9 protein-coding genes and 2 tRNA genes are annotated in these 11,989 nt (G+C 70.0%); 10 read left to right on the forward strand and 1 reads right to left on the reverse strand.

Features of this window, described 5'->3' with window-relative positions:
* Window positions 1-604 precede the first annotated feature (604 nt).
* The 4 genes from dnaN (at window position 605) to ABZ783_RS04075 (ending at window position 4,425) form a co-directional block, all read left to right on the forward strand.
* A complete protein-coding gene (dnaN, locus tag ABZ783_RS04060) occupies window positions 605-1,738 on the forward strand; it encodes a DNA polymerase III subunit beta (RefSeq protein ID WP_357434427.1) in 1,134 nt (377 codons plus the stop codon).
* Between the two features lie 39 nt (window positions 1,739-1,777).
* Window positions 1,778-2,656: a phosphogluconate dehydrogenase (NAD(+)-dependent, decarboxylating) gene (gene gnd / locus ABZ783_RS04065; RefSeq protein WP_357434428.1), complete on the forward strand. Its 879-nt coding sequence runs from the start codon at window positions 1,778-1,780 to the stop codon at window positions 2,654-2,656.
* A 16-nt stretch (window positions 2,657-2,672) separates the two neighbouring features.
* Window positions 2,673-3,806 (forward strand): DNA replication/repair protein RecF, encoded by a 1,134-nt coding sequence (recF, locus tag ABZ783_RS04070; RefSeq protein ID WP_357434429.1) that lies wholly within the window; start codon window positions 2,673-2,675, stop codon window positions 3,804-3,806.
* A 109-nt stretch (window positions 3,807-3,915) separates the two neighbouring features.
* Window positions 3,916-4,425, forward strand: coding sequence for a DciA family protein (locus tag ABZ783_RS04075; RefSeq protein ID WP_357434765.1), 510 nt, complete (start codon window positions 3,916-3,918; stop codon window positions 4,423-4,425).
* Between the two features lie 147 nt (window positions 4,426-4,572).
* Here ABZ783_RS04075 and ABZ783_RS04080 read toward each other — a convergent pair whose 3' ends face one another.
* Window positions 4,573-5,127 carry a hypothetical protein gene (locus ABZ783_RS04080; protein ID WP_357434430.1) on the reverse strand — a complete coding sequence of 185 codons (555 nt, stop codon included), beginning with the start codon at window positions 5,125-5,127 and terminating at the stop codon, window positions 4,573-4,575.
* A 616-nt stretch (window positions 5,128-5,743) separates the two neighbouring features.
* Between ABZ783_RS04080 and gyrB the strand changes: the two genes are divergently transcribed.
* From gyrB to ABZ783_RS04110, 6 genes are all read left to right on the forward strand, one after another.
* Window positions 5,744-7,690 carry a DNA topoisomerase (ATP-hydrolyzing) subunit B gene (gene gyrB, locus ABZ783_RS04085; protein WP_357434431.1) on the forward strand — a complete coding sequence of 649 codons (1,947 nt, stop codon included), beginning with the start codon at window positions 5,744-5,746 and terminating at the stop codon, window positions 7,688-7,690.
* Window positions 7,691-7,820: 130 nt separating this feature from the next.
* Entirely contained in the window at window positions 7,821-10,346 is a 2,526-nt protein-coding gene (gyrA, locus tag ABZ783_RS04090) for a DNA gyrase subunit A (RefSeq protein ID WP_357434432.1), read from the forward strand.
* A gap of 3 nt (window positions 10,347-10,349) precedes the next feature.
* Window positions 10,350-11,267, forward strand: a complete 918-nt coding sequence (locus ABZ783_RS04095) for a DUF3566 domain-containing protein (protein ID WP_357434433.1) — start codon at window positions 10,350-10,352, stop codon at window positions 11,265-11,267.
* Between the two features lie 137 nt (window positions 11,268-11,404).
* Window positions 11,405-11,478 (forward strand) — tRNA-Ile (locus ABZ783_RS04100).
* Between the two features lie 42 nt (window positions 11,479-11,520).
* Window positions 11,521-11,649 carry a DLW-39 family protein gene (locus tag ABZ783_RS04105; protein ID WP_357434434.1) on the forward strand — a complete coding sequence of 43 codons (129 nt, stop codon included), beginning with the start codon at window positions 11,521-11,523 and terminating at the stop codon, window positions 11,647-11,649.
* A gap of 43 nt (window positions 11,650-11,692) precedes the next feature.
* Window positions 11,693-11,768: transfer RNA gene (locus tag ABZ783_RS04110), tRNA-Ala, on the forward strand.
* The last annotated feature ends 221 nt before the right edge of the window (window positions 11,769-11,989 follow it).

The raw sequence follows: 11,989 nt of genomic DNA on the forward strand, positions 1-11,989 counted from the left end.
GACGGTGGAAAACCACGCTACGTCCCGGCACGGTTACCCACAGACTGTGGACAACTCCTGGGGACGACGCTGTGGACGCCTGGGGACGACGGCCGGGTTGTCCACGGCCGACGGTCGGCCTGTGGGCGGCCTGTTGAAGGTTCTGGGGATGACGTCGATCGACGCGGGCCAGCCCGTCCACAACACTGGGGAGAAACCCCGTGGATTAGCGGTGGACAACCGGTGGACAACCGTGGACAACCTGGGGGCCGGCGCGGGCTGTGGACCAGAACACGGGTTGTACCCCTGGTTCTCCACAGCCAAACCACTGGTGGATAACCTGTCTGACCTGCGCGGACGCCGGTTCTCCACAGTTTGCACAGGTGCGATGAAGACGATGAGTTATCTCTTCTAAACAACAAAAACCAATCATCACCGTTGGACTTCCTGTGGATCGGGCCGGAACGCTGCCATCGGCAGTCGCCCCGGCACCTGGATCCACGGGGTCGGGCGCACAGCCGATGCCCGCGCGACCTAAGGTGCGAGGGGTACCCGCCGGTCGGGCGGGACGGGTGGCAGCGGTCGGCATGAGAGAGTTGTCGCTGACGTCGACGCGGAGGCATTGATGAAGTTCCGAGTGGAGCGCGACGCGCTCGCCGAGGCGGTCGCGTGGACCGCCAAGAGCCTGCCCAACCGACCCTCCGTACCGGTGCTGGCCGGAGTGATGCTCCGGGTCACCGACGGCAATCTCCAGGTCTCCGGTTTCGACTACGAGGTCTCCAGCCAGGTCACCGTTGAGGTGCAGGGCGACGCCGACGGCGCCGCGCTGGTCTCCGGCCGCCTGCTCGCCGAGATCACCAAGGCGCTGCCGGCCAAGCCGGTGGACATCGCCGCCGTCGGTGCCCACCTGGAGCTGGTCTGCGGCAGCGCCCGCTTCACCCTGCCGACCATGCCGGTCGAGGACTACCCGGCCCTGCCGGAGATGCCGGAGAGCGCCGGCACGGTCGACGCCGCCGCCTTCGCCGCCGCGGTGGCCCAGGTGGCGGTCGCCGCCGGCCGGGACGAGACGCTGCCGATGATGACCGGCGTCCGCATCGAGCTCTCCGGCAGCACCCTGGCGATGCTCGCCACCGACCGCTACCGCCTCGCGCTGCGCGAGATGGAGTGGAACCCGGACGACCCCGAGGTGAGCCTTAACGCGCTGGTGCCCGCCCGGACCCTGCACGACACCGCGAAGGCCCTCGGCCCGCTCGGCGGCCAGGTGACCATGGCGCTGTCCCAGGGGGGCGCGGGCGAGGGCATGATCGGCTTCTCCGGTGGCACCCGCCGGACCACCAGCCGGCTGCTCGACGGGGCCAACTACCCTCCGGTCCGCTCGCTCTTCCCGGCCAGCCACAACGCCGAGGCCCGGGTGCCCGTCAGCACGCTGATCGAGGTGGTCAAGCGGGTCGCGCTGGTCGCCGAGCGGACCACACCGGTGCTGCTGAGCTTCAGCGCCGATGGCCTGGTCGTGGAGGCCGGCGGCACCGAGGAGGCCCGGGCCAGCGAGGCCATGGAGGCCACCTTCACCGGCGACGCACTCACCATCGGCTTCAACCCGCAGTACCTGATCGACGGCCTGGCCAACCTCGGCGCCCAGTACGCCCTGCTCTCGTTCGTCGACGCCTTCAAGCCCGCGGTCCTCTCTCCCGCGGGTGAGGATGGCGAGGTCATCCCGGGGTACCGGTACCTCATCATGCCGATCCGCGTGTCCCGCTGATCGCGCCCCAGCAAGACAGACGTACGGAGGTAGGAGCAGATGCAGCTCGGCCTGGTAGGACTCGGCCGGATGGGCGGCAACATGCGGGAGCGGTTGCGCGCCGCCGGCCACGAGGTGGTCGGCTACGACCGCAACGCGGAGCTGAGTGACGTCGCGAGCCTCGCGGAACTGGCCGAGAAGCTGGAGTCGCCCCGTGCGGTCTGGGTGATGGTCCCGGCCGGAGTCACCGACGCCACCATCGACGAGCTCGCCGGCGTCCTCGGCGAGGGCGACATCATCATCGACGGCGGCAACTCCCGGTTCAGCGACGACGCCCCGCGCGCCGAGCGCCTGAACGAGCAGGGCATCGGCTACGTCGACGTCGGCGTCTCCGGCGGCGTCTGGGGCCGGCAGAACGGGTACGCCCTGATGGTTGGCGGCGCCCAGGAGCACGTCGAGCGGCTGATGCCGATTTTCGAGGCGCTCAAGCCGGCGGGTGAGTTCGGCTTCGTGCACGCTGGCCCGGTCGGCGCCGGCCACTACGCCAAGATGGTGCACAACGGCATCGAGTACGGCCTGATGCACGCGTACGCCGAGGGCTACGAGCTGCTGGCCAAGTCGGAACTGGTGACCAACGTGCCGGGCGTCTTCAAGTCCTGGCGCGAGGGCACGGTGGTCCGCTCCTGGCTGCTCGACCTGCTCGACCGGGCGCTGGACGAGGACCCGGAGCTGGCCGAGCTGAGCGGCTACACCGAGGACACCGGCGAGGGCCGCTGGACGGTGGACGAGGCGGTCCGGCTGGCCGTGCCGCTGAACGTCATCGCCGCCTCCCTGTTCGCCCGGTTCGCGTCCCGCCAGGACGACTCGCCCGCCATGAAGGCCGTCGCCGCGCTGCGCCAGCAGTTCGGCGGGCACGCCGTCGTCCGTCGCGCCAGCTGACCGGTATCCACCGCCTGTGTACGTCCGCCGGCTCGAACTGGTCGACTTCCGCTCGTACGAGCGGGTCGGCGTCGACCTGGAGCCGGGCCCGAACGTGCTGATCGGCCCCAACGGGGTCGGCAAGACCAATCTGGTCGAGGCGCTCGGCTACGTGGCGACCCTGGACTCGCACCGGGTCGCCACGGACGCCCCGTTGGTCCGGATGGGCGCCGCCTCGGCGGTGATCCGTTGCGCCGTGGTGCACGAGGGCCGGGAGCTCCTGGTCGAGCTGGAGATCGTCCCCGGCAAGGCCAACCGGGCCCGGCTGGGCCGGTCACCGGCCCGGCGCGCCCGGGACGTGCTGGGCGCGCTGCGGCTGGTGCTGTTCGCCCCGGAGGACCTGGAGCTGGTCCGCGGCGACCCGGCCGAGCGCCGCCGCTACCTCGACGACCTGCTGGTCACCCGGCAGCCCCGGTACGCCGGGGTGCGCGCCGACTACGAGCGGGTGGTCAAGCAGCGCAACGCCCTGCTGCGGACCGCGTACCTGGCCCGCAAGACGGGCGGGTCGCGGGGTGGGGACCTCTCCACCCTCGCGGTCTGGGACACCCATCTGGCGCAGCACGGTGCCGAGCTGCTCGCCGCCCGGCTGGAGCTGGTCGCCGCGCTCGCCCCGCACGTGGCCAAGGCGTACGACGCGGTGGCCGCGGGCAAGGGCGCGGCGGGGATCGCCTACCGGCCGTCGGTGGAGCTGACCGAGCCGACCACCGACCGTACGGTGCTGGCGGACGCGCTGCGCGCCGCGCTGACCGAGAACCGGTCGGCGGAGATCGAACGCGGCACCACGCTGGTCGGCCCGCACCGCGACGACCTGGCTCTCACCCTCGGTCCGCTGCCGGCCAAGGGGTATGCCAGCCACGGCGAGTCCTGGTCCTACGCGCTGGCCCTGCGCCTCGCCGGGTACGACCTGCTGCGCGCCGACGGCATCGAGCCGGTGCTGGTGCTGGACGATGTCTTCGCCGAGCTGGACGCCGGCCGCCGGGAGCGGCTGGCCGAGCTGGTCGGCGGTGCCAGCCAGCTCCTGGTGACCTGCGCGGTCGACGAGGACGTGCCGGCGGCCCTGCGCGGCACCCGGTACGCGGTGGGCGAGGGGACGGTGCGCCGTGTCGGATGAGGTCCAGCTTCCGCCGGCCCGGCTGGGGCCGGGACGCGGCGGGCGTACCCCCGAGGACGGCCGCGGTGCGGACGGCGCCGCTGGTGTCGAGTCGGGCGCTGCGGGCGATCTGCCGGCCGGGGCGTCCGGGCCGGAGCTGGCCCGGGCGGTGCTGGACGCGGCGAAGGCCCGCCGGCAGGCAGCTGCCACTAACCGCCGGCGCAGCGCGGTACGCGGGGACGGGGAGCGGCGGCTGCGCGGTTACTCCGGTCCCGGACCGGATCCGCGCGACCCGCAGCCGCTCGGTGCGGTGCTGGACAAGCTCGTCAAGGCGCGCGGCTGGCAGCAGCCGGCGGCCGAGGCGACGGTCTTCGGCGCCTGGGAACGCGTGGTCGGGCCGGAGGTGGCGCAGCACAGCCGGCCGGTCAAGCTCGAGGACGGCGAGCTGACCGTGGAGGCCCGCTCCACGGCGTGGGCGACCCAGCTGCGGCTGCTTGCCGGCTCACTGCTTCAGCAGATCGCCCGCGAGGTCGGTCACAACGTGGTGCGTAAACTCCACATCCACGGCCCGGCCGCGCCGTCCTGGTCGCGCGGCCCGCGCCGGGTCCGCGGCCGCGGACCCCGCGACACTTACGGCTGACCGTCCGGCGGCCCGGGTCGACGGCCACCTCGCCGAGGTGGCGGCTTCCGAGCGCGGCCGACCCCGCCGCTTCGCCGACCTGCGGACATCCGGCCGAGACCGATCCCCTCCCCCGGGAGGGGCAGCGGCCGGGGGAACAGGCGTCGGTCAGGCGTCGGCGTAGACGGCGAAGCCGCGGTCGGCGCAGCGCCGGTAGAAGGCCGCGAGCACGCCCAGCTCGGCGCAGGTGAAGTTCCACTGCGGCGGGTCGCCGTTCTCGTCGCGCAGCCGGTCGAGCCGGCTGTCCAGCCAGCGCAGCTGCTGCTCGGCCAGGCGGCCGTCGCCCAGCAGCGACCGGAGCACCTCGCTCACCGACTCGAAGGTCACCGCCTCGCCGATCGGCCGATGTCGGGCGACGAACTTCTCCAGCCCGTCGGCGATCCAGGAGCAGCCGTCCGGGTCGATCACCGGGTCCTCGTCCTCGGCCGCGTTCTCCGTGGCGTAGAGCACATTTTCCAGGCCGAGGATCAGGTCGACCAGCTCGGTGTACGCGGTCGCGCGTACCGTGCCGGTCTTGGCGATCAGCTCGGCGAGCGCCGCGGTGGGGGCGGAGATCCGTGGCAGGTCCACGATCTCGCCGAAGTCGACGAACTCGGCCGGCGCGACCGGGTCGTAGAAGCGGCCGGTCCGCGGCCAGTGCACCGCGACGTTGTCCAGCCCCATCTGGCGTCACCTCTTACCAAGCGCGTTGTCGGACCGATCGGGTCGATCGTCCCGGTTCCGTCCGCCAAAGATCAAGACCGCTGCGGCGGCGCCGCAAAGGTACGGCACGGCGGGGCCCGCCGCGACCCCCGGTCGGTTACGCGCCGGTACCGATGGGATGGCACCCTGGATCGGGGCGCAGCGACGCTTCAGCTCGACTGGCGGCCACGATCCGGCCTCCGGTGCCCCCGACCGAATGAAGGCCGGCCTGAAGCCCCGCCGCGACCGGAAGCCGTCGTTGGTGTGTAGGGGGAGTCGCGGACGACGCGATTCGGCCGGCTACGGAGTTCTCAGCCGCCGCGCAGGGGTGCCGAGTGGCGGTTTAGTCGTGCGCGCAGAGTAAGATTGACGGCGAGACGAAAAACCCGACACGGAGCGACGGACAGGGGCCCGAGGGCCCTTGATCATTGTCCCGGATCGGGTCGAGCCGATCGCGATCCGCGGGCGACCGCGGCGCCCGGCGCACGCGATCCGTGACCTGGAGATCCGGGGACCGGTACGTGCGCCGACGTCGCGTGCTGTCCGCCGAACCCGCGCCCCGCGCCCTGGCGTGGTCGGTGCGAGAAAGTGGCCGAGGGTGGCAGCGGAGGACAACAAGAAGTACGGCGCCGAGTCGATCACCGTTCTCGAGGGGCTGGAGGCGGTCCGGAAGCGGCCCGGTATGTACATCGGCTCCACCGGCGAACGCGGTCTGCACCACCTCGTGTGGGAGGTCGTCGACAACGCGGTGGACGAGGCGCTGGCCGGATACTGCGACACCATCGACGTGGTGCTGCTGGCCGACGGCGGCGTACGGGTCACCGACAACGGGCGTGGCTTCCCGGTCGACCTCCACCCGAAGCTGAAGAAGCCGGGTGTCGAGGTCGCGCTGACCGTGCTGCACGCAGGCGGCAAGTTCGACGGCAAGGCGTACGCAGTCTCCGGTGGTCTGCACGGCGTCGGCGTGTCCGTGGTGAACGCCCTCTCCACGAAGATGGCGGTGGAGATCCACAAGGACGGCTTCGTCTGGCGGCAGCAGTACCACCACTCCAAGCCGACCACGCTGGAGAAGGGTGAGCCGACCGACCGCACCGGCTCGGCGGTCTCCTTCTGGCCCGACCCGGACGTCTTCGAGACCGTCGACTTCGACTTCCAGACCATCTACCGGCGCCTGCAGGAAATGGCCTTCCTCACCCGTGGCCTCACCATCCACCTGCTCGACGAGCGGGTCGAGGAGACCGAGGAGGGCAAGCCGCGCGAGGTGACCTTCCATTACGAGGGCGGTATCGCCGACTTCGTCCGGCACCTCAACGCGTCGAAGACCCCGATCCACAAGACGGTGGTCGAGTTCGGCGCCGAGGAGGAGGGCATGTCGGTCGAGATCGCCATGCAGTGGAACGAGTCGTACGGCGAGTCGGTCTACACCTTCGCCAACAACATCAACACGCACGAGGGCGGCACCCACGAGGAGGGCTTCCGGGCCGCGTTGACCAGCGTCGTCAACCGGTATGGCGCGGACAAGAAGCTGCTCAAGGGCGACGAGAGGCTCTCCGGCGAGGACATCCGTGAGGGGCTGGCCGCGATCATCTCGGTCAAGCTGACCAACCCGCAGTTCGAGGGCCAGACCAAGACCAAGCTGGGCAACACCCCGGTGAAGAGCTTCGTGCAGCGGGTCTGCAACGAGTCGCTGGTCGACTGGTTCGACCGGAACCCGGCCGAGGCGAAGATCATCATCACCAAGGCGTCCCAGGCGGCCCGCGCCCGGATCGCCGCGCAGCAGGCGCGGAAGCTGGCCCGGCGCAAGTCGCTCCTGGAGTCCGGCTCGATGCCGGGCAAGCTGGCCGACTGCCAGTCCACCGACCCGCGCGAGTCCGAGGTCTTCATCGTCGAGGGTGACTCGGCGGGCGGCTCCGCCAAGCAGGGCCGCGATCCGCGTACCCAGGCGATTCTGCCGATCCGCGGCAAGATCCTCAACGTGGAGAAGGCCCGGATCGACCGGGTGCTGAAGAACAACGAGGTCCAGGCGCTGATCACCGCGCTGGGCACCGGCATCCACGACGACTTCGACATCGAGAAGCTGCGCTACCACAAGATTGTGCTGATGGCCGACGCGGACGTGGACGGCCAGCACATCCAGACGCTGCTGCTCACGCTGCTGTTCCGGTTCATGCGGCCGCTGGTCGAGCTGGGGCACGTCTACCTGGCCGCCCCGCCGCTCTACAAGATCAAGTGGAACAAGAAGGGCGACGACGCCCAGTACGCGTACTCGGACCGGGAGCGGGACGGGCTGATCGCGCTGCGCCAGCAGAAGAAGCCCAACGCCAAGCCGGACGACATCCAGCGGTTCAAGGGTCTCGGCGAGATGAACTACCCCGAGCTGTGGGAGACCACGATGAACCCGGCCACCCGTACCTTGCGCCAGGTGACGCTCGACGACGCCGCAACCGCCGACGAGCTGTTCAGCGTTCTGATGGGTGAGGACGTCGAGGCACGCCGTTCGTTCATCCAACGCAACGCCAAGGACGTGCGGTTCCTGGACATCTGACGGGTCCGGCCGGGCCGGCCGGAGATCCACCGGCCGGCCCGGCGGTCCACAGAGTTATCCACAGTCTGGCCGGTTTCCACAGCCGTTATCCACAGCACGAACACGACTCTGAGTCTGATAAGGGTTAACAGTGACCGATACTCCCGAGTCCACCCCGAACGAGCCGGAGACCCCGGAGACACTGGCCGCGGTCGTCGCGCACGACCGGATCGAGCCGGTCGGCCTCGAGGTCGAGATGCAGCGCTCGTACCTCGACTACGCGATGAGCGTCATCGTCGGGCGGGCCCTGCCGGACGTCCGGGACGGGCTCAAGCCGGTTCACCGCAAGATCCTCTACGCCATGTTCGACTCCGGCTACCGGCCGGACCGCGGCTACGTGAAGTGCTCCCGGGTCGTCGGCGACGTGATGGGTCAGTTCCACCCGCACGGTGACTCGGCCATCTACGACGCGCTGGTCCGGATGGCGCAGCCCTGGTCGCTGCGCTACCCGCTGGTCGACGGCAACGGCAACTTCGGTTCGCCCGGCAACGACCCGGCCGCGGCCATGCGGTACACCGAGTGCAAGCTCGACCCGCTGGCCATGGAGATGCTGCGGGACATCGACGAGGACACCGTCGACCTGCAGGACAACTACGACGGCCGGGCCAAGGAGCCCACGATCCTGCCGTCCCGCATTCCCAACCTGCTGATCAACGGCTCCGAGGGCATCGCGGTCGGCATGGCCACCAAGATCCCGCCGCACAACCTGCGGGAGATCGGCGCGGCGGTGCAGTGGTGCCTGGAGCACCCGGAGGCCGACGAGCCCACCACGCTCGAGGCGCTGCTGGAGATCGTCAAGGGCCCGGACTTCCCGACCTACGGTCTGATCGTCGGCCAGGCCGGCATCCAGGACGCGTACCGGACCGGGCGCGGCTCGATCCGGATGCGGGCCGTGGTCGAGGTCGAGGAGGACAAGCGGGGCCGCCCGGCGCTGGTGGTCAGCGAGCTGCCGTACCAGGTCAACCCGGACAACCTCGCCGAGCGGATCGCCGAGCTGATCAAGGAGGGCAAGCTCGGCGGCATCGCCGACATCCGCGACGAGTCCTCCGGGCGTACCGGCATGCGGATCGTCCTGGTGCTCAAGCGCGACGCGGTCGCCAAGGTGGTGCTGAACAACCTCTACAAGCACACCCAGCTCCAGGAGACCTTCGGCGCCAACATGCTGGCGCTCGTCGACGGCGTGCCGCGCACGCTCAACCTGGCCCAGTTCATCCGCTACTACGTCGAGCACCAGATCGAGGTCATCCGCCGGCGGACCGCGTTCCGGCTGCGCAAGGCGGAGGAGCGGGCGCACATCCTGCGCGGTCTGGCCAAGGCTCTCGACGCGCTGGACGAGGTGATCGCCCTGATCCGGCGCTCGCCCACGGTCGAGGACGCCCGCCAGGGCCTGATCCGGCTACTGGAGATTGACGAGGTCCAGGCGACCGCGATCCTGGACATGCAGCTGCGCCGGCTGGCCGCCCTGGAGCGGCAGCGGATTCTCGACGACCTGGCCAAGCTCGAGCTGGAGATCGCCGACCTCAAGGACATTCTGGCCAAGCCGGAGCGGCAGCGGAGGATCGTCTCCGAGGAGCTGGGCGAGATCGTCGCGAAGTGGGGCGACGACCGGCGCACCAAGATCGTGCCGTTCGACGGCGAGGTCTCGATGGAGGACCTCATCGCCCGCGAGGACGTCGTCGTCACCATCACCCGCACCGGGTACGCCAAGCGCACCAAGGTCGACCTGTACCGCTCGCAGCGGCGGGGCGGGAAGGGCGTCAGCGGCGCCACCCTCCGTCAGGACGACATCGTCAGCCACTTCTTCGTATGCTCTACGCACGACTGGATCCTGTTCTTCACCAACAAGGGTCGGGTCTACCGGGCCAAGGCCTACGAGCTTCCCGAAGCCAGTAGGGTGGCCAAGGGCCAGCACGTGGCCAACCTGCTCGCGTTCCAAGCGGACGAGCAGATCGCGCAGATCATCGAAATTCCGAACTACCAGGTGGCGCCCTACCTGGTACTGGCCACGAAGAACGGCCTGGTGAAGAAGACGCGGCTCGAGGAGTTCGACTCCCCCCGGTCAGGCGGCATCATCGCGATCAACCTGCGCGATGAGGACGAGCTGGTCGGTGCTGCCCTGGTGAGTTCGACGGACGACCTGCTGCTGGTCTCCAAGAACGCTCAGGCCATCCGCTTCAACGCCACGGACGAGGCGCTGCGCCCGATGGGCCGCGCCACCTCCGGTGTCATCGGCATGCGGTTCAGCGACGACGACGAACTGCTGGCCATGGAGGTCGTCCGCGAGGGTATGGACATGGACGTGCTGGTCGCGACGAACGGCGGATACGCGAAACGTACCCCGATCGAGGAATACCCGGTCCAGGGCCGGGGAGGTAAGGGCGTGCTGACTGCGAAGATCACCGAGCGACGTGGCGGTCTGGTCGGAGCTGCGGTGATCAGCCCCGACGACGAACTCTTCGCTATCACCAGCAACGGGGGCGTCATCCGGACTCCGGTGAAGCCTGTACGCCGTACGCGTGATCGGAACACAATGGGGGTCAAGCTGATGGACCTCCCGGACGGCGTGACTATCGTGGCAATTGCTCGCAATGCCGACGAGCCTGACGAACAGGACTAGTTGATGACGGAGACACAGGCGAAGTCGGGGAACACGGGGGCCTCGGCCAACCCGGTCGACGAGGAGGCCGCGCAGGGCGGTACACCAGCGTCGGGCCGGGCGGCCGTGGGCCGGGCCACGGTCCCCGCCGACGCGCCTGCCCCGAAGTTCACCCGGGCCCCCGGCATGGCACCCCCGCCGGACAAGCCCGGGGAGGACTCGGGGACGAGCGAGAAGGCCGAGAAGGCCCCGGTCGACGCCCCGACCTCCGCCGACGGGCCGGCCGGGCCGTCGGTCACCACGGCGAAGCCCGGCACCACCCAGGCGATCAAGACACCGGGTACGGGCCGGCCGTCGCCCGGGACTCCCGGCACCCCGCCGAAGGTGGGCGCCGGTCTCGGCACCGCGCCCAAGCCGTCGCCGGACGGCGCCCGCGCCGGCGCCACCGGCCGCCCCGCCAACGGTGGTGGCCTGCCGCCGAGTATCAGCGGTGCGGCCGCCGTCGGGGCCGCGCGCGTGGGTGAGGCGGTACGCGCTGCGCGTACCTCGGTCAGCTCGGCCGCGTCGCGCGGACCGCGCCGGGCCCGGCTGAACCTCAAGCGGATCGACCCCTGGTCGGTGATGAAGTTCGCGTTCGCGGTCTCGGTGGTGCTCTTCATCGTGGTGGTCGTCGCCACCTCGGTGCTCTATCTGGCCCTGGACGCGATGGGCGTGTTCAAGAGCGTCAACGACAGCCTGACCGACCTGGTCAACGCAGGTGGCGGCTCGGGCGGCTCCGGCGGCTTCCAGATCACCGCCAAGGGCGTGATCCTGAGCTCCGCGCTGATCGGCCTGGTCAACGTCGTGCTCTTCACCGCGCTCGCCACGCTGGGCGCGTTCGTCTACAACGTCTGCGCCGACCTGGTCGGCGGGATCGAGTTGACGCTCGCCGAGCGGGACTGACTCCGACGACGCCGGGGCACCGCGTAATGCGGTCGCCCCGGCATCGCATATCCGGGTAGGTTCTTCATTGGCGCGGCGCACCGGCCCCCGATTTGGGGCCGGAGGCGGCGATGGGTTAACCTTGCTCGTCGCTACGCGGGGCTATAGCTCAGTCGGTTAGAGCGCAGAGCTGATAACTCTGAGGTCGCTGGTTCGATTCCAGCTAGCCCCACCGCACATCGTCCGACGATAGTCGAGCGCGAGGGGTCGGCCCATGTTCAAGAAGCTCCTGATCCTGGTCGGCGTGGTCGGGGTGGCCGCCATGGTGGCCAAGAAGGTGAAGGCGGCGAACGACGAGCGCGCTCTGTGGCACGAAGCGACCACCGCGCCTGACCTGCGCTGAGCGTTCCCTCCGACTGCCAGCACCGGGCGACTCCGCCCGCCTCGGGGCCCTAGCTCAACTGGCAGAGCACTGCCTTTGCAAGGCAGGGGTTAGGGGTTCAAGTCCCCTGGGCTCCACCATCTCCACTCCTCACCTGCGGTTTCTTAACCGGCATGATCGACTAGCACAACGGCAGTACAGATCAGGCTTGATCTTGGATTGAGAGCGCCGCCCGTAGGGCCGCTCCCGACGATGCCGCGCGGTCGGTCCCGCTTCGGCCACCAGTGCACGTATGTCTCCAGCGTGATCCGCAGCGTCTTGTGCCGGAGCGTCCGTTGGACCTCCTGCGGCTCGGCGTGGT

The sequence above is a fragment of the Micromonospora sp. NPDC047738 genome, assembly GCF_040642675.1.
Lineage (GTDB): Bacteria > Actinomycetota > Actinomycetes > Mycobacteriales > Micromonosporaceae > Micromonospora.

What these genes read in the sequence shown, in the direction of transcription:
- dnaN (WP_357434427.1), top strand. Translation starts at nt 605, where the DNA reads ATGAAGTTCCGAGTGGAGCGCGACGCGCTCGCCGAGGCGGTCGCGTGG.
- gnd (WP_357434428.1), top strand. Translation starts at nt 1,778, where the DNA reads ATGCAGCTCGGCCTGGTAGGACTCGGCCGGATGGGCGGCAACATGCGG.
- ABZ783_RS04080 (WP_357434430.1), bottom strand. Translation starts at nt 5,127, where the DNA reads ATGGGGCTGGACAACGTCGCGGTGCACTGGCCGCGGACCGGCCGCTTC.
- ABZ783_RS04095 (WP_357434433.1), top strand. Translation starts at nt 10,350, where the DNA reads ATGACGGAGACACAGGCGAAGTCGGGGAACACGGGGGCCTCGGCCAAC.
- ABZ783_RS04105 (WP_357434434.1), top strand. Translation starts at nt 11,521, where the DNA reads ATGTTCAAGAAGCTCCTGATCCTGGTCGGCGTGGTCGGGGTGGCCGCC.